Source organism: Pseudomonas sp. PS02288 (assembly GCF_029959715.1).
Lineage (GTDB): Bacteria > Pseudomonadota > Gammaproteobacteria > Pseudomonadales > Pseudomonadaceae > Pseudomonas_O > Pseudomonas_O kuykendallii.
The window spans coordinates 1-17920 of record NZ_JASCPA010000074.1 but is presented as its reverse complement, the minus strand read 5'-3'; the positions used below and the strand labels follow the sequence as shown (position 1 = coordinate 17920).

The following is a 17920-nucleotide window of genomic DNA, read 5'->3' as shown; positions in this document are numbered from 1 at the left end:
CCGCCCCAACGGCGGGGGCCCAACCCCCGGCCCGGTGGCGCCGCCCCCCCCCCCCCCCCCGGGGGGGGCGCGCGCCTCTTTCCAGACAGGAAGTCGGATGCGTAAAGCCCTGCTGTCGAGCCTGCTGCTGTGCGCCTGCGCACCCTTCGTCCTCGCCGCCCCCCGGATAGCCCCCGAACGCCTGGCCGAACTGGCATCGGACGACTACTGGCTGGCCCTCGGTCATTACGAACGCAAGACGCTCGGCGGCTGGCGCAGCTACGTCGACGACGAAAAGTTCTTCCTCTCCGCCCAGGGCGAGCACGACCCACGGGCCGAGCTGAGCGCCACGCTGAACGCGCTCTACGAGCCTACCGCCAGCGGCGACCGGCACGCCCAGTGCCGCTACCCGGCGCGCACCCGCTGGCTGCGGGAGAAGCTGCAACTGAACGACCTGCCGCAGCCGAGCTGCGACGAATTCCGCACCTGGTACGCCGACGTCGCGCCGCATAGCGCGGTCCTGGTGTTTCCGGCCGCCTACCTGAACAGCCCGTCGTCGATGTTCGGCCACACGCTGCTGCGCATCGATCCCGAAGGCGTCGATGACCAGGGCAGCCCGCTGCTCAGCTACGCGCTCAACTTCGGCGCGATGATCGAGGGGATGGACAACAGCATCCTCTACGCCTGGAAAGGCCTCGCCGGCGGCTATCCGGGACTTTTCTCCCTGGTCCCCTATCGGGAGAAGCTCAGCGAGTACAACCGCCTGGAAAACCGCGACCTCTGGGAGTACCGGCTGAACCTGACGCCGCAGGAAACCGCGCGGATGATCGAGCACGTCTGGGAGCTCAACCAGATCCGCTTCGACTACTACTTCTTCGACGAGAACTGCTCCTATCGCCTGCTCGAACTGCTGCAGGTGGCGCGCCCGGGGCTGCAACTGACCAATCAGTTCCCGCTCACCGCGATCCCCACGGACACCGTGCGCGCGGTCAAGGAGGCCGGCCTGGTCGAGCGCATCGACTACCGCCCCTCGCGGGAAAAGGAACTGCTGGCGCGCGCCGAACCGCTGTCGAATGAGGAACAGGAATGGGCGCTGCGCCTGGCCGACGACGAGAAACGCCTCGACGATCCGCAGTTCGCCGCCCTGCCCGTCGAGCGCCGGGCGCTGGTCCAGGACGCCGCGTATCGCCTGGTCCGCTACCGCGCCACCGGCGAGGAACGCGACAGCGTGGGCGCTGAGCGCAGTTACGCGCTGCTCAGGGCGATCAACCGCACGCCACCGCCGGCGCTGACGGTTGAACGGCCGGGGCTGCCGGAAACCGGGCACGAATCGCGCACCTGGCAGCTCGGCGCCGGCAGCCGCGATGGCGAGGCCTTCGCCGAGTACGGCTTGCGCATGGCCTATCACGACCTGAACGACAACGGTGCCGGCTTCCCTATCGGCGCGCAGATCGAGATCCTCGACCTGCGCGTGCGCCAGTACGAGGACGAGCACTGGCAACTGCAGCGCTTGGACCTGGCCAGCATCCGCTCGCTGACACCGCGCAATCGCCTGCTGCAGCCGCTCTCCTGGCAAGTCTCCACCGGCCTGGAGCGGGTCGCCGGACGCGACGGCAAGCAGACCCTGGTGCGCCAGCTGAACGGCGGTGCCGGCGGCAGCTGGGCGCTGGGCGACGATCTGCTCGGCTTCGCCCTGGCGACCACGCGGCTGGAGAACAACCCGGACTTCGCCGGCCTCATCGCGCCCGCGCTGGGCTTCGATAGCGGGTTGCTGTGGCGCAATGCGCTGGGCAACCTGAGCCTGGAGGCGCGCGGCGACTACTTCCACAACGGCGAGGTCCGCCGTGCGCTGTCGCTCAACCAGCAGTGGGAGCTGTCGCGCAACCTCGGCCTCCGCCTCACCGCGCAGCGCGACTTCAGTCACTTCGACCAGCCGCGCAACGAACTGATGCTGGAGCTGCGCTGGTACCACTACTGATCATGACGAACGCGTCACGCGTTCTTGACGAATTTCTCACCCCCGCGCGCCGACAATGCCTCTGCCCGTCGCCCTTCTTCGACGGTGCCGGAGGCCATCGTGCGTCACGCTCTACTCCTCGCCCTGCTGCTCCTAGCGGGCTGCCAGACCACCCATGAACAACTGCTCGCCGCCGGCTATCCGCCGGCCTTCGCCGATGGTTTCCAGGACGGTTGCGGCAGCGGCCGACAGGCGGCCGGGGCGATCACCGGCGAATTCCGCAAGGACGTGCCGCGCTTCCTCGCCGATGCCACCTACGCCACCGGCTGGTCCGACGGTTTCAACCAATGCCAGGCGCAGCGGATCAGCGAGGACCGCCAGGATGCGCTCGAGCGCATCGGCAGCGACCGTGATCGCGCGTGGCGCCAACACGAGAGCCAGGCCATGGCCAAGGCACTGAGCCACAACTGAGACAGGACCAACGGACCGCCGACCCGCTGTAAATCTGGCAGCATGTCGGCATTCGCCGTTTCCGGGACTCGCCATGAACCACGCCATCGCCGTCACGCTTTACACCTCCTCCATCCGCGCGCGCCGGGCGAACGGCGCATGATCGTGATCGTCATGGGCGTTTCCGGCAGCGGCAAGACCACCATCGGAGCGCAGCTGGCGGCGCGCCTGCGCTGCGGGTTTTCCGATGCCGACGAATTCCACAGCGAGGCCAACAAGGCGAAGATGGCCCGCGGCGTGCCCCTGGACGAGGACGACCGCCGTCCGTGGCTGGCCAGCCTGCGGGCGGCGATCGATGAGAAGAAAGGCCAGGCGCGCGACTGGGTGTTCGCCTGTTCCGCGCTCAAGCACGCCTACCGCGATGCGCTCGGCGGCGACGATCCCGCGGTGCGCTGGGTGTTCCTCGACGGTTCGGAGGCGTTGCTGGCCAAGCGGCTGGCCGGTCGCGGCGGGCATTTCTTCGATCCGCGCCTGCTGCGCAGTCAGTTGCAGACGCTGGAGAAACCGCAGGAAGGCGAGGCGCTGCTGGTGGACATCGACGCGTCGCCCGAGCAAATCGTCGCGGACATCCTGCAGCGGCTCAACCGCGACACGGAAGGCGACGCTCAGGCCTGACTAGGCGTCGACCTCGACGCGGTTGCGCCCGCTGCGCTTGGCCGAAAGCAGGGCGACGTCGGCGCGGTTGATGGTGCTGGAGTAGTTCTCGTCGGTATGCAGTGCGGCGACGCCGACACTTACCGTCACCGACAGCAGCTCGTTGTTCACCCGCACCGCCAGGGTGCCGATGCTGGCGCGCACCCGTTCCATCACTTGGGCGGCGGTGGTCACATCGGTCTCCGGCATCAGGATCAGGAACTCCTCGCCGCCCCAGCGACCGCAGAGGTCCTGCTCGCGCACTTCGGCTTCCATGACGCGGGCGATCTCGATCAACACGCGGTCGCCGATCTCGTGGCCGAAATCGTCGTTGATCGCCTTGAAGCGGTCGATATCGAGCATCACCACGCTGAGCGGGCGCTCGTAGCGCTTGGCACGGTCGGCTTCGTCGCGCAGGCGTTCCATCAGCAGCCGGCGGTTGCCGATGCCGGTCAATGCGTCATGGGTGGAGGCTTCCTTCAGCGCGATGTTCAGGTCGCGCATCATCTGCTGGTAGCGGTCGGAAATGCGCGCGACCTTTTCCAGCTGGCGCAACTGCTTGTCGAAGCGCGCGGAAAGGCTCAGCTCGCGCTCGCGGGCGATGCTCTGGTAGCCGTCCGAAACCCGGGTGATGCGCTCGATGCGCACCAGCAGATCGTTGTGCGACTCCCACAGCAGGTTCAGGGCATCGCGCAATGCATGGTCCTTGTGCTGCGGGTCGGCGAGCAACTTTTCGATCATTTCCTCGAGCGCGCTTTGTCCACGCATAGGATGAACCCTGCTTAGTCGTGACTGAGGATCGCGAAGGGGAAGCTGCAGTCTTCCTTGAACTCTTCGGCAAGCTCGACCACGCGCTCGTTGCGCCGGTCGTAATGCCAGTTCACCGCGACCTGCTTGCCCTCGCCATGCGCCGCCTCGAGCAGGTCGAAGATGTCCATCATCGCCTTGATGCTGCTGGTGTTGAGGTACAGCAGGCGCAGCTCCAGGGTCAGCGGACGGTCGGCTTCGGCGAAGAAGCGCTCGATCCACTCGAACACCTGGCGGAACAGTTCGTAGGAATTCTCAGGGTAGGAGTCGCCCTGCATGGACAAGACTCCCTTGTCCCAGTCGGACTGGATGGAAGGGGAGGACTGGCTGCCCGGAATGGAAAAATTAGTCATTTGGCGGAGTGCTCTTAATGTCAGATAACGGCGCTCAAGCTGATGAAAGCACGGCCACCGGCGACTTCCCGCAGGGTAGCCTGCAGGGGCTCGCTGGATTTACGGGCAATGTCGATCAGCCCGAGGCCGGCGCCGGATACCACGTTCTCGTCGCGCGGACGGCGCAACTGTTCCTTGTACATCGCCTTGAGCTGGGCCTTGTCCATCTCGGCCAGCTTCTTCACCGCGCTCAACAGGTTCTCGCCGTCGGCCGATTCGATCAGGTTGCCCGCGGACACCACGTAACGCCCGGCCTCATTGCGCGCCACTACTACGGTGGCCCCGGCTTCCTGGTCGGACCAGTTCTTTACCTTGGTGTAATGGCGGATGTTCTGGGTCATCTCGATGTAGACCGCAAACACGTCCATCGCGGAGGACGGGTGGGCGTGATCGGCGGTCAGGTAATTGCGCAAAGCATTACCGATCTCCTCGATCAGGCTGCGCGAGATGGGACCGTTGAAGCAGAGCATTATCTGCTGGCGGTTGTAGCTCTCGCGCATGGCAAAAAGGTCAAGGGATTCCATTTGGCAAGCTCCGGGTTGGACAACGCTCTCAATCGAAACGGAAACACAGCATCGTAATGTCGTCGCGCTGGGGGTAGTCGCCCTGGTACTCGGCCAGGGTCGCACTGAAAGCGGCGCCCTGTTCGGCCAAAGGAAGACGCGCATGGCGGCGAATCATCTCGGCAAAGCGGCTGTTGCCGAAGCCATAGCCTAACTCACCACCGGCCTGATCGAGAAAACCATCGGTGGTCAGGTAGAAGGTGCGCCCGCTCTGCAGGGCGATCCGCGCATTGGTGTATTCGCCAATGCGCTTGTCGCCGATCGCGCGGCGCGCCGCCGGCAGCTCCTCGAGCGTCTCGCCGTCGCTGTAGTAAAGGGCGATCTTGGCGCCGGAGAAGGTCACCTCGCGGGTCTGGAAATCCACATAGGCGAGGCCGACGTCCATGTTGGTCGCCAGAGCCGGCTGCTCGACATCGTCACGCAGCATGCTGCGCACGATGCGGTCGGTGCGGGCCAGCACCACGGCGGGATCGGCCAGGCCGACATCGGCAATCGCCTGGTCGATGGCGGCGTGGGCGAGCATGGTCATCAGCGCGCCGGGAACGCCATGTCCGGCGCAGTCGACCACGCCGAACAGGCAACCGCCATCGCCGGCGCGGTAGACGTAGAAATCGCCACCGACCACGTCACGCGGGCGCCAGAGCACGGCGTGACGCTCGCCGAGCGCGGTGACCAACTGCCGCTTGGGCAGGATCGCGTGCTGGATCAGGCTCGCGTAGTCAATGGAGTCGTCGATCTTCTTGTGCGCGGCGGCCATCTCGCGGTTGGCCTGTTCCAGCGCCCGGGTACGCTCGCGCACGCGGCTTTCCAGCTCGCTGGTGTGGCTGCGGACCTTCTGCGCCATCACGCCGAAGGCCGCGCTCAGCTCGCCGATCTCGTCATCGCGATCGACCGGCAGCGGCGCGTCGTACTGCCCCGCAGCCATCGCCTGAGCGCTGTGGCGCAGCAGGCGCAGCGGCTTGAGCACGCGCTTCTCCACCAGCCAGGCGACGCCACCGATCAGCAGCAGCATGATGATGACGAAGGCGATCAGGGCCGGCACCAGCGAATCCAGCTCGATGACCTGCGCCACGCCCAGGTCGATGGCGCTGGCCACGTACCAGTCCAGCTCCGGAATCCACGCCAGCGCCAGCAGCTGGGTGCGGCCATCCATGCTCACCCAGAGGGTTTCGACGCTGCCCGGTTTGCTCTTCGCGTCGGCCAGCGCGCCGCGCACCGCAGCGGAATCATCGACGTTGTCGAGCTGACCGTAGATGCTGGTGGCCACCGAACGGCCGGTCGCCCCGTCGGCGTTCTCGGCGACCAGACTCTCATCCGGATGCACCAGGATCGACGCCTGCCCGTCCAGCACCATGGACAGCACGCCGGCGGTGTTGGCGGTGACGAAGTCATCGAGGAACGAGGACAGGCTGATGCCCGAACCGAGCACGCCGATGCGCCGGTCGCCGTCGCTGACCGGGATGTTGAACCACACCTTGAGGTCGCGGGACTCCAGGTTGCGGTCCACGTTGAGCTTGTACGGCGCCGGGTCGCTGAGACTGCGGAAGAACCAGTCGTCCTTTGCGTCGCCCTTGTTGAGCAGGTAGCGCGGCTGGTCGCTGAAGGGCTTGCTGCCGTCATTGAAGTAGTAGCCCAGGTGTTCGGCGCCAACCACGAAATAGGTGCCCTCGGCGAACACCTTCTGGTATCCCGCGGCTTCGCGGAAGAACAGCGCGCGTTTCGCGGCATCGTTCTCGTCGAGCAGCCACTGACGGGTGATTTCCGAATCGGCCAGACGCATCGCCAGGGCTAGTTCCCGCGATACCGGGGCGGCGATCTTCTCCCGGTTGAGCTGGGCGACGTTGCGCCCATAGGCCTCGCCGTAGCGATTCTGCACGCCCTTGAGGGCCTGCCAGCCGACCAATCCGGCCATTCCCAGGGCCAACAGGCAGGTCAGCAGTAACGCCAGCAACGATTTTCCGCGCAAGCCAAGTGCCGCCATGTGAACTCCATTCAGTGCCGTGGCCGATCCGCGCATGCAGGTCGATGGGATGCGCGCGGGCGATTATCCCGTATAGGCAGCAACCGCCACCAGTGGGAAAAGCGGCGTCGCAAACGAAAACGGAGCCTTTCGGCTCCGTCGTGGCTCGCGGCTACTGCGCCAGCTTCTTGTACTTCACCCGGTGGGGCTGAGCGGCCGCGTCGCCGAGGCGTTTCTTGCGATCGGCCTCGTACTCGGTGTAGTTGCCTTCGAAGAAGGTCACGTTGGAGTCGTCTTCGTAGGCCAGGATGTGCGTGGCGATGCGGTCGAGGAACCACCGATCGTGGGAAATCACGATGGCCGCGCCAGGGAAGTCCAGCAGCGCTTCCTCGAGGGCCCGCAGAGTCTCGATGTCGAGGTCGTTGGACGGTTCGTCGAGCAGCAGCACGTTGCCGCCCTGCTTGAGGGTCAGGGCCATGTGCAGCCGCCCGCGCTCACCGCCGGAGAGGTCCTTGACGAACTTCTGCTGGTCGGCGCCCTTGAAGTTGAACCGCCCTACGTAGCCACGCGACGGCACTTCGTAGCTGCCGACCTTGATCATGTCGAAGCCGTCGGACACCTGTTCCCAGACGGTCTTGTTGCCTTCGAGCATGTCGCGGCTCTGATCGACGCTGGCGATCTGCACGGTGTCGCCGATCTCGATGCTGCCGGAATCGGGCTGCTCCTTGCCGGTGATCATGCGGAACAGGGTCGACTTGCCCGCGCCGTTGCCGCCGATCACGCCGACGATCGCGCCCTTCGGCACGCTGAAGCTGAGATTGTCGATCAGCACGCGATCGCCGTAGCCCTTGGTCACGCCGTGGAACTCGATGACCTTGTCGCCCAGGCGCGGACCGGCGGGGATGTAGATTTCATTGGTTTCACTACGCTTCTGGAATTCCTGGGACTGCATTTCCTCGAATCGCTGCAGGCGCGCCTTGGACTTGGCCTGACGCGCCTTGGCGCCCTGGCGCACCCATTCCAGTTCGGCCTTCATCGCTTTCGCGTGGGAGGCCTCCTGCTTGGCTTCCTGGGCCAGGCGGGCGGACTTCGATTCCAGCCAGCCGGAGTAGTTGCCTTCGTAGGGGATGCCATGGCCGCGGTCGAGCTCGAGGATCCAGCCGGCAACGTTGTCGAGGAAGTAGCGATCGTGGGTGATCGCCACCACGGTGCCGGGGAAGTCGTGGAGGAAGTGCTCCAACCAGGCCACCGAATCGGCGTCCAGGTGGTTGGTCGGTTCGTCGAGCAGGAGCATGTCCGGCGCCGACAGCAGCAGACGGCACAGCGCCACGCGGCGCTTCTCGCCACCCGACAGGTGTTCGATGGTGGCGTCCCACGGCGGCAGGCGCAGCGCGTCGGCGGCGACTTCCAGCTGGCGCTCCAGGTTATGGCCGTCGGAGGCCTGCAGGATGGCTTCCAGCTTGGCCTGCTCGGCGGCCAGCGCGTCGAAGTCGGCATCCGGCTCGGCATAGGCGGCGTAGACCTCGTCCAGCCGCGCCTGGGCGTTCTTGATCTCACCCACGGCCTCCTCGACGATGTCACGAACGGTCTTCGTCGGGTCAAGCTGCGGCTCCTGCGGCAGATAACCTACCTTGATGCCGGGCATCGGCCGGGCCTCGCCGTCGATCTCGGTGTCGACGCCGGCCATGATCCGCAGCAGGGTCGACTTGCCCGCGCCGTTGAGGCCAAGCACGCCGATCTTGGCGCCGGGGAAGAAGGACAGCGAGATGTCCTTGAGGATTTCGCGCTTCGGGGGAACGACCTTGCTCACCCGGTGCATGCTGTAAACGTACTGAGCCATGACGGACCTTGGACTGGAAGAGGATTCGATGAGGGCGGGAGCCCTGGGGCGAAGCAGGGAGGCTTCGCCGAGGAACATTTTGCAGGCTGGCCTAACCTAACGATGAAGCCCTTGCCGGACCTTCGATGAAAGCCGCCGAACAGGCGCCAGCCTCACCCCCGCGCGTGCCGGCAAAGCTACCGGAACACGCGGGCAAGGGCAAACCACGCTCGTCGGCCATACTGGCAGTTTGCCTTCTTTCCGGGCATGCTAGCCGCCCGCGCCAGCCCGCCTTTTTTCCGGGAGACGCCAGTTCTCTATAGTGTTGATTTTGCAGGAATAGCCGGTGTTGAAGCTGCCCTCATCCCTCCCGCCTGCCGTTGACGGCGCTCGGCGAGGTTCGGTCAAAGGCATTCTGGTCGCGTTGGTGCTGGTGGTTCTGAGCCTGCTGCTCTGGCAGTTGCGCCAGGAGTTCCAGCAAGGCCAGGCCAGTGAGCGGCAGCGCAGCTTGGAATCGGGCATCCAGCTCGCCGACCACCTCGCCGCCAGCATGGACCTCAAGGCCCACGCCGCGCTCGCGCTGCTGCACCAGCGTGGGCCCGCGCCGCTCTCCCGGCTCGGCGGTCCCGGCCTGCTCGGCGACCTGCAACGCATCTATCCGTCCCTGCGCAGCCTCGCCTGGCTGGACGAGCAGGGCCGACTGCTGGAAGACACCGAGGGCGAGTCGGGCGATATCGCCGCTTTGCCTGCCCTGCTACGCCGCGCCGGGGATGATCCTTTCCACTACCTGTATGCCGAAACCGAGGGTGGCACCGTCTACCTCGTGCTGCGCCAGAGCGCGGACGACCAGCCGCACGGGCACTGGCTGTTGCGCCTGAGCGGCGACTCGATGCACCGCTGGCTGCTGCAGCAGAACGCCCACGGCTGGCTGCTGGAGGACAAGGTAGAGCAACGCGCCATCGCGCGCCGATCACGGAACGCCAACCCGGACCCGCGAATCGCGCCGCTCAGCGCCGAAGAACGCTCGCTGAGCATCCGCGTGCTCCCGTTGCCGGGCAGCGATTGGCAACTGCGGGTGCTCTTCGATGTCGCCGAGGCCCGCGCGGCACAGTGGCCGGCGCTTTCCGGCAAGCTCCTGCTGTTCCTCGTCTGCAGCCTTCTGGTACTCGGCGCGCTGGTCGGCCTGCTGCGTGAACAGCGTGCGCTGCGCGAACTCAACGATGCCTCGCGCCGCTCGTTGCGGCAGGCCGCCAGCGCCTTGCGCACCATCGAGGAACGCGTCCTGCTGACCCATGCCGACGGTCGCGTCAGCTACCTCAACCCGCAGGCCGAGGACCTCTTCGGCCTCAGCGACGAGGAAGCCCAGGGGCTGCATATCCTCGACCTGCTGCCCGGTCTCGACCCGCTGCTGATCAACGTCGCCGACATGCACCGCGACCTCGGCACCGACCTGGTGGAGCTGGCGCAACACGGCGAGACGCGCCTGTTCGCGGTGACCCGCAGCGAGCTGAGCGAGGGCGAGCGGCACCAGGGCTTCGTCTGGGTGATGCGCGACGTCACCGAAGAGCAGCAGAGCATGCGCGTGCTGCAGGAAACCCGGCGCCGCTACCAGGACATCTTCGAGGGCACCGGCATCGCCCTCTGCGTCCTCGACCTGGCCGGCCTGCCGCCGTTCCTGCGCAACCAGGGCATCGTCGACGCCGAGTCGCTGCAGGCCTGGATTCAGGCCAACCCGCAGCGTCACGCCGAACTGGTGGCACAGATGCGCATCACCGAAGCGAACCAGGTGGCGCTGCAGCTGGTGGGCGTGAACAGCATCGAAAGCGCCTGGCAGCACCTGCTCGGGGATTCGCCACTGCACGCCGAAGGCCTGCGCTTCCAGCTGATCGCCGCGCTGCTCGAGGGACAACGGCGGCTCGAGATGGAAGCCCGCATCCTCACGCCCGCGGGGGACGAGCGCCATCTGTGGATGGTGCTGCGCCTGCCGGAGCAGGAACAGGACTACCACGCCGTCACCCTGAGCGTCAGCGACATCACCAGCCGCAAGCGGGTCGAACTGTCGCTGATCGAGCGCGAGCGGTTCTGGTCGGAGGTGGTGCGCGCGGCGCCGGACATGCTCTACGTGCACGACATGCTCAGCCGAGAGGTGGTCTACAGCAACCACAGCCTAGGCCTCAAGCTCGGCTACAGCAAACCGGAACTGCGCGCCATGGGCCAGCACTTCTGGGAGCAGATCCTGCATCCCGACGACAGCGACTACTACTGGCGCATCCGCGCCCTGCAGCAGGTCGTCGGGCAGAACCAGTTGCTCGAATCGCAGTTGCGCTGGCGCCATCGCAATGGCCGCTGGCACTGGTTCAGCATCCGCGAACAGGCGCTCTCGCGGACGCCCGACGGCCGCGTGAAGCACCTGATCGGCGTCGCCAAGGACATCACCGAGCAGATCGAGGCCAGCGAATCGCTGCGCGACAGCGAGCGCCGCTACCGCCTGCTGGCGGAGAGCATCAGCGACGTGATCTTCACCACCGACGACGACCTGCGGCTCAACTACCTGAGCCCGTCGGTGCGCGAGCTGCTCGGCTACGACAGCGACTGGATCATGCGCAACGGCATGGGCAGCCTGATCGCCAATCCGGCGCAGCTGGGCGGCTTCGAGGCCCTGCTCGACCGCATCCGCGAGGCGCAGCGTAATCCGCTGCTGATGATCGAGCTGCGCAACGAACACCAGATGCAGATGTTCGTTCTCGACTGCCTGCGCGCTGACGGCCGCAAGATCACCGTGGAACTGCGCGCGATGCCGATGTGGGACGAGCACGGGCGCTTCGAGGGCATGCTCGGCATCGTCCGCGACATCAGCCCGCAACGCCGCGCGGAGAAGGAACTGCGCATGGCGGCGACGGTGTTCGAGCACTCGACCGCGGCGATCCTGGTCACCGACCCGGCCGGCTACATCGTCCAGGTCAACGAAGCCTTCAGCCGCATCAGCGGCTACGCCAGCGCCCAGGTGCTCGACCAGTTGCCCAACCTGCTCACCGCAGAAAGCCAGCAGAGCGGGCACATGCAGTACATCCTCGCCCAGCTCAACCAGCACGGCAGTTGGGAAGGCGAGGTCTGGCTCAAGCGCCACAACGGCGAGAACTACCCGGCCTGGGTGGGCATCACCGCGGTCCACGACGACGAGAAGGACCTGGTCAGCTACGTCTGCTTCTTCAGCGACATGAGCGAGCGCAAGGCCAGCGAGCAGCGCATCCACCGCCTGGCCTACTACGATCCGCTGACCCACCTGCCCAACCGCACGCTGTTCCAGGACCGCCTGTACACCGCGCTGCAGTCCGCGGAACGGCGCGAGGACTGGGTGGTGCTGATGTTCCTCGACCTGGACCGCTTCAAGCCGATCAACGACTCCCTGGGCCATGCCGCCGGCGACCGCATGCTCCAGGAAGTGGCGCTACGCCTGGCCGCCTGCGGCGACGACTCGGACACCGTGGCGCGCATGGGCGGCGACGAGTTCACCCTGTTGCTGCGTGCCCAGGATTGCCGCGAAAGCGCGCTGAAACGGGCGATCCACGTGGGCGAGCAGATCCTCGCCAGCCTTTCCCGGCCGTTCATCCTCGAAGGCCGCGAGTTCTTCGTCACCGCCAGCATCGGCATCGCCCTCAGCCCGCAGGACGGCGAGGAACTGAGCCAGTTGATGAAGAACGCCGACACCGCGATGTATCACGCCAAGGAGCGCGGCAAGAACAACTTCCAGTTCTACCAGGCCGAGATGAACGCCAGCGCCCTGGAGCGCCTGGAGCTGGAAAGCGACCTGCGCCATGCGCTGGAGCAGGGCCAGTTCGTCCTCCACTACCAACCGCAGCTGTCCGGCGACGGCAAGCGCCTGACCGGTGCCGAGGCCTTGCTGCGCTGGGAGCACCCTACCCGCGGGCTGGTGCCGCCGAACGACTTCGTCCCGGTGCTGGAGGAAATCGGCCTGGTGGTGCCGGTCGGCGACTGGGTGCTGAAGGAAGCCTGTCGCCAGCTCAAGGCCTGGCACCAGGCGCGAGTGCGCCTGCCGAAGATTTCCGTGAACCTTTCCGCGCGGCAGTTCTCCGACGGCCAGCTCGGTGAGCGCATCGCCTGCATCCTCAAGGACAGCGGCGTACCGGCCGCCTGCCTGGAACTGGAGCTGACCGAGAGCATCCTGATGCGCGACGTCGCCGAGACCATGCAGATCCTCGACAACCTCAAGCGCCTCGGCCTGTGCATCGCGGTGGATGATTTCGGCACCGGCTACTCCTCGCTGAACTACCTCAAGCAGTTCCCCATCGACGTGCTGAAGATCGATCGCAGCTTCGTCGACGGCCTGCCGGAGGGCGAACAGGACGCGCAGATCGCCCGCGCGATCATCGCCATGGCCCACAGCCTCAACCTCTCGGTGATCGCCGAGGGCGTCGAGACCCAGGCGCAGCTGGATTTCCTTCGCCAACACGGCTGCGACGAGGTGCAGGGCTACCTGTTCGGCCGACCGATGCCGGCCGCCCAGTTCGAGTCGATGTTCAGCGGCGCGGCGCTCTTCGTGCTCAGCTGAAGCCCGCCGCAGACGGCCGCGGCACGGCCGTCGCGGCATTCGTCGCGCGTGGATGAACCCCGCTCGTCCAGCGCATGACGCCGCCTCATGTGTCAGCCCGCGCTGCTTCAGGTAGAATTCGCGCCTCTCCACCACCTCCCAGACGATCCAGGGGATTGCCATGTTCAGCCGAGATTTGACCCTTGCCCGCTTCGATGCCGAGCTTTTCGCCGCCATGGAGCAGGAAGCCCAGCGCCAGGAAGACCACATCGAGCTGATCGCCTCGGAGAACTACACCAGCCCGGCGGTGATGGAAGCGCAGGGTTCGGTGCTGACCAACAAATACGCCGAAGGCTATCCGGGCAAGCGTTACTACGGCGGTTGCGAACACGTCGACGTGGTCGAGCAGATCGCCATCGACCGCGCCAAGGAACTGTTCGGCGCCGACTACGCCAACGTCCAGCCGCACGCCGGCTCGCAGGCCAACTCGGCCGTTTACCTGGCGCTGCTCTCGGCAGGTGACACCATCCTCGGCATGAGCCTGGCCCACGGCGGTCACCTCACCCACGGCGCCTCCGTGTCCTCTTCCGGCAAGCTGTACAACGCCGTGCAGTACGGCATCGACGGCAACGGCCTGATCGACTACGACGAAGTCGAGCGCCTGGCCCTCGAGCACAAGCCGAAGATGATCGTCGCCGGCTTCTCCGCCTACTCGCAGGTGCTGGACTTCCCGCGCTTCCGCGAAATCGCCGACAAGGTCGGTGCCTACCTGTTCGTCGACATGGCCCACGTGGCCGGTCTGGTCGCCGCCGGCGTCTACCCGAACCCGGTGCCGTTCGCCGACGTGGTCACCACCACCACCCACAAGACCCTGCGCGGCCCGCGCGGCGGCCTGATCCTCGCCAAGGCCAATGCCGAGATCGAGAAGAAGCTCAACTCTGCCGTATTCCCCGGCGCCCAGGGCGGCCCGCTGGAGCACGTGATCGCGGCCAAGGCGGTGTGCTTCAAGGAGGCCCTGCAGCCCGAGTTCAAGGCCTACCAGCAGCAGGTGGTGAAGAACGCCCAGGCAATGGCCGAAGTGTTCATCGAGCGCGGCTTCGACGTGGTTTCCGGCGGCACCCAGAACCACCTGTTCCTGCTCTCGCTGATCAAGCAGGACATCACCGGCAAGGACGCGGACGCCGCCCTTGGCCGCGCCCACATCACCGTGAACAAGAACTCGGTACCCAACGATCCGCGCTCGCCCTTCGTCACCTCCGGCCTGCGCATCGGCACCCCGGCCGTGACCACCCGGGGTTTCGTCGAAGCCGACTGCCGAGAGCTGGCCGGCTGGATCTGCGACCTGCTGGGCAACCTCGGCGATGAAGGCATCGAAGCCAGCGTGCGCGAGAAGGTCAAGGCGATCTGCACGCGCCTGCCGGTTTACGGCAAGTAACCCGCAACCGCGACAGAAGAGCCCGGCCGATGCCGGGCTTTTTCTTGCCCGCCGTTCAGGTAAGCGCGCCGGAGGCGACGCCCAGGCCACGCGGCACGTGGCGTTGCCCGGAGCACGGCAATTGCGGGGCGTGATATGATGCTGCGCTGTTTTGTCGCGCCCCTCACCCCCGGTGGCCGAACAGAACCCGCTGATCGACAGGCGTGCAGCCCGATCCAGCAAACAGAATGTCACTCAAGCAGCAGATTCCAACGACGAACAACAAGTCAGCGCGGAGAGACAGGAAGTTGGGGGCAAGGCGAATGCCGACCTCCATATGTCCATGTCCAGTCGATGCGGCCATGTCCGCGCAGACCATCGTGAGCGAGCGAGGCTGATGCCCGTCAGGCTGGCGTGGATGCTCGTTCACTATGGGAATCTGAAGATGTTCAAGAAACTCAATCCTGCCCTGCTTGGCCTTGCGATCGCCATGGGCACCCCGTCCGCATTCGCCGAAGAGGCGAAGAAGGTCGATGTCCTGCTCATCGGCGGCGGCATCATGAGTTCCACCCTGGGCATCTGGCTCAACGAACTGGAACCGGGCTGGACCATGGAAATGGTCGAGCGTCTGGACGGCGTCGCCGAGGAAAGCTCGAACGGCTGGAACAACGCCGGCACCGGCCACTCGGCCCTCGCCGAGCTGAACTACACCCCCGAAGACAAGAACGGCAAGATCGACATCTCCAAGGCGATCGAGATCAACGAGTCGTTCCAGGTCTCGCGCCAGTTCTGGTCCTGGCAGGTTCGCCAGGGCGTGCTGAAGAATCCGCGCTCGTTCATCAACTCCACCCCGCACATGAGCTTCGTCTGGGGCGATGACAACATCGCCTTCCTGAAGAGGCGCTACGAGGCGCTGCAAGCCAGCCCGCTGTTCAGCGGCATGCAGTACTCCGAGGACCCGGCGCAGATCAGGCAGTGGGTTCCGCTGATGATGGAAGGCCGCGACCCGACGCAGAAGATAGCCGCGACCTGGACGCCGATCGGCACCGACATGAACTTCGGCGAAATCACCCGCCAGTTCGTCGCCAACCTCGAGAGCAAGGAGAACTTCTCGCTCAAGCTGTCCAGCGAAGTCGAGGACATCACGCGCAACCAGGACGGCTCCTGGCGCGTGACCTACAAGAACCTGAAGGACAACAGCGAGACGCAGACCGACGCCAAGTTCGTCTTCATCGGCGCCGGTGGCGGCGCGCTGCACCTGCTGCAGAAGTCCGGCATTCCGGAAGCGCGCGAATACGGCGCCTTCCCGGTCGGCGGCTCGTTCCTGGTCACCGAGAACCCCTCCATCGCCCAGCAGCACCTGGCCAAGGCCTATGGCAAGGCGTCGGTCGGCGCACCGCCGATGTCGGTTCCGCACCTGGACACCCGCGTACTCGACGGCAAGCGCGTGATCCTGTTCGGGCCCTTCGCCACCTTCTCCACCAAGTTCCTCAAGCAGGGTTCCTACCTTGACCTGCTGACCAGCACCAACACCCACAACGTCTGGCCGATGACCAAGGTCGGCATCGCCGAGTACCCGCTGGTCGAGTACCTCGCCGGTCAGCTGATGCTGTCGGACGACGACCGCATGGCCGCCCTGCGCGAGTACTTCCCCAACGCGAAGAAGGAAGACTGGCGTCTGTGGCAAGCCGGCCAGCGCGTGCAGATCATCAAGCGCGATGCCGAGAAAGGCGGCGTGCTGAAGCTCGGCACCGAGATCGTCGCCTCCGAAGACCGCAGCATCGCCGGCTTGCTGGGCGCCTCGCCGGGCGCGTCGACCGCCGCGCCGATCATGCTGGGCGTGCTGGAGAAGGTGTTCCAGGACAAGGTCGCCACGCCCGCGTGGCAAGCCAAGATCCGGCAGATCGTGCCGAGCTACGGCACCCGGCTCAACGACAGCCCGGATCGCGTGGCCGAGGAATGGAACTACACCGCGGGTGTCCTGCAGCTGACCACGCCGCCGCCGGTCAACAAGGCCAGCGTTGCGCCGACTCCGAGCGGAGACGAGGCGCCGCGCAAGGAAGACGCGGCGAGCGACATGGCACTCTGATCGCCAGCTCGTTCGGCTGAAACAGACAGGCTCCCTCGGGAGCCTGTTTTTTTATGCGCCGAGTTCGGCGAACCCCTGGCGAATCGCGTCTTCCGGCAGGTTGTCGCCGATAAACACGATCACGCTCTCGCGCTTTTCGTCGGCACCCCACTCGCTGTCGAAGTCGAAGCCGTACAGACGCAGCACGCCCTGGAACACCATCCGGCGGTCTTCGCCGGCAATGTCCAGCACGCCCTTGTAGCGCAGCAGCGAGTTGCCGTGGGTCTCCAGCAGGCGCTCCATGAAAGCGCTGAGCCGGTCGATGTCCAGCGCCCGGTCGCTCCTGAGCACCAGCGTGGCGATGCGATCCGGCGTCGCGCCGGCGGGCGCCAGTGGGCGCAGGCTCAACGACGGGCCGATGTCGGCGTTGAGGTTGAAGCCGCGGATGTCCAGCAACTCGGCGAGATCGATGCGGCCATGCTCGACCACGCGGATCGGCGCGCGGCGGTTGATCCGCTGCAGCCGCTGCTCCAGCGCCTCGACCGCGGCGGCATCCACCAGGTCGGTCTTGCTCAGCAGGATGCGGTCGGCGAACCCGACCTGGGCCTGGGCGATGGTTTCCTGCAGGTGGCGCGCGGCGTTGGCGGCGTCCACCAGGGTGACGATTCCGTCGAGCACGTAGCGCTCGCACAGCTCGTCGCCGGCGAAGAAGGTCTGCGCCACCGGCGCCGGGTCGGCCAGGCCGGTGCATTCGATCACCAACCGGTCGAACGCCAGTTCGCCGCTGTCGAGCTTGTCCAGCAGTAGATAGAGCGCCTTCTCCAGCTCGACATGGATCGAACAGCAGACGCAGCCGTTGGCCAGCGTCATCACCTGCACCGGCTCGCTGCCGAGCAACTGGCTGTCGATCGGCGTGTCGCTGTACTCGTTCTCGATCACCGCCAGCTTGAGGCCGTGCTCGGCGTCCAGCATGTGGCGCAACAGGGTGGTCTTGCCGGCACCGAGAAAACCGCTGAGTACGGTCACCGGGATGGGAAAGGAGGTAGGTATGGATGACATCGGATCGTCCTGCGGAGGGTGGATCACGCCTTCTCGATCCACCGAGCGATTTACCGGAGGAGGAACGAGGCGCCGGCTACGCGCCCCGATCCACCCTGAAAAAGAACGCGCCACGACGAGGCGTGGCGCGCGGATACATCGGAATCGCCGGTCGCGCCCCGCCCGCGGCCGGGCGCGGCGGGCGGAGCCGCCGCGGCTGGGTCGCCCCTT

12 protein-coding genes are annotated in these 17920 nt (G+C 66.1%); 6 read left to right on the top strand and 6 right to left on the bottom strand.

Annotation, left to right across the window (positions count from 1 at the left end; genetic code table 11):
- The first annotated feature begins 97 nt into the window (after nucleotides 1–97).
- From QMX85_RS21205 to QMX85_RS21195, 3 genes are all read left to right on the top strand, one after another.
- Entirely contained in the window at nucleotides 98–1957 is a 1860-nt protein-coding gene (locus QMX85_RS21205) for a DUF4105 domain-containing protein (RefSeq protein ID WP_282344214.1), read from the top strand.
- Between the two features lie 96 nt (nucleotides 1958–2053).
- Nucleotides 2054–2407, top strand: coding sequence for a hypothetical protein (locus tag QMX85_RS21200; RefSeq protein ID WP_273230229.1), 354 nt, complete (start codon nucleotides 2054–2056; stop codon nucleotides 2405–2407).
- Nucleotides 2408–2545: 138 nt separating this feature from the next.
- Entirely contained in the window at nucleotides 2546–3061 is a 516-nt protein-coding gene (locus QMX85_RS21195) for a gluconokinase (RefSeq protein WP_282344213.1), read from the top strand.
- Here QMX85_RS21195 and siaD read toward each other — a convergent pair whose 3' ends face one another.
- The 5 genes from siaD to ettA form a co-directional block, all read right to left on the bottom strand.
- Nucleotides 3062–3847, bottom strand: coding sequence for a biofilm regulation diguanylate cyclase SiaD (siaD, locus tag QMX85_RS21190; RefSeq protein ID WP_282344211.1), 786 nt, complete (start codon nucleotides 3845–3847; stop codon nucleotides 3062–3064).
- A gap of 14 nt (nucleotides 3848–3861) precedes the next feature.
- A complete protein-coding gene (gene siaC / locus QMX85_RS21185; protein ID WP_282344209.1) occupies nucleotides 3862–4239 on the bottom strand; it encodes a biofilm regulation phosphoprotein SiaC in 378 nt (125 codons plus the stop codon).
- A gap of 20 nt (nucleotides 4240–4259) precedes the next feature.
- A complete protein-coding gene (gene siaB / locus QMX85_RS21180; RefSeq protein WP_282344207.1) occupies nucleotides 4260–4802 on the bottom strand; it encodes a biofilm regulation protein kinase SiaB in 543 nt (180 codons plus the stop codon).
- Nucleotides 4803–4830: 28 nt separating this feature from the next.
- Complete coding sequence (gene siaA / locus QMX85_RS21175) at nucleotides 4831–6822, bottom strand: biofilm regulation protein phosphatase SiaA (RefSeq protein ID WP_282344205.1); 1992 nt, start codon at nucleotides 6820–6822, stop codon at nucleotides 4831–4833.
- 151 nt (nucleotides 6823–6973) lie between these two features.
- A complete protein-coding gene (gene ettA / locus QMX85_RS21170; RefSeq protein ID WP_282344202.1) occupies nucleotides 6974–8641 on the bottom strand; it encodes an energy-dependent translational throttle protein EttA in 1668 nt (555 codons plus the stop codon).
- 406 nt (nucleotides 8642–9047) lie between these two features.
- On the opposite strand from ettA, the gene QMX85_RS21165 reads away from it, so the two are divergent.
- The 3 genes from QMX85_RS21165 (at nucleotide 9048) to mqo (ending at nucleotide 16672) form a co-directional block, all read left to right on the top strand.
- Nucleotides 9048–13190, top strand: a complete 4143-nt coding sequence (locus QMX85_RS21165) for an EAL domain-containing protein (protein WP_282344200.1) — start codon at nucleotides 9048–9050, stop codon at nucleotides 13188–13190.
- 160 nt (nucleotides 13191–13350) lie between these two features.
- On the top strand, nucleotides 13351–14604 hold the full coding sequence (gene glyA, locus QMX85_RS21160; protein WP_282344198.1) for a serine hydroxymethyltransferase: 1254 nt from the start codon (nucleotides 13351–13353) through the stop codon (nucleotides 14602–14604).
- Between the two features lie 424 nt (nucleotides 14605–15028).
- Nucleotides 15029–16672: a malate dehydrogenase (quinone) gene (mqo, locus tag QMX85_RS21155; protein ID WP_282344197.1), complete on the top strand. Its 1644-nt coding sequence runs from the start codon at nucleotides 15029–15031 to the stop codon at nucleotides 16670–16672.
- A gap of 51 nt (nucleotides 16673–16723) precedes the next feature.
- Here the strand turns inward: mqo and yjiA are convergent, their stop codons facing one another.
- Nucleotides 16724–17710 carry a GTPase gene (gene yjiA, locus QMX85_RS21150; RefSeq protein WP_282344195.1) on the bottom strand — a complete coding sequence of 329 codons (987 nt, stop codon included), beginning with the start codon at nucleotides 17708–17710 and terminating at the stop codon, nucleotides 16724–16726.
- Between the last annotated feature and the right edge of the window lie 210 nt (nucleotides 17711–17920).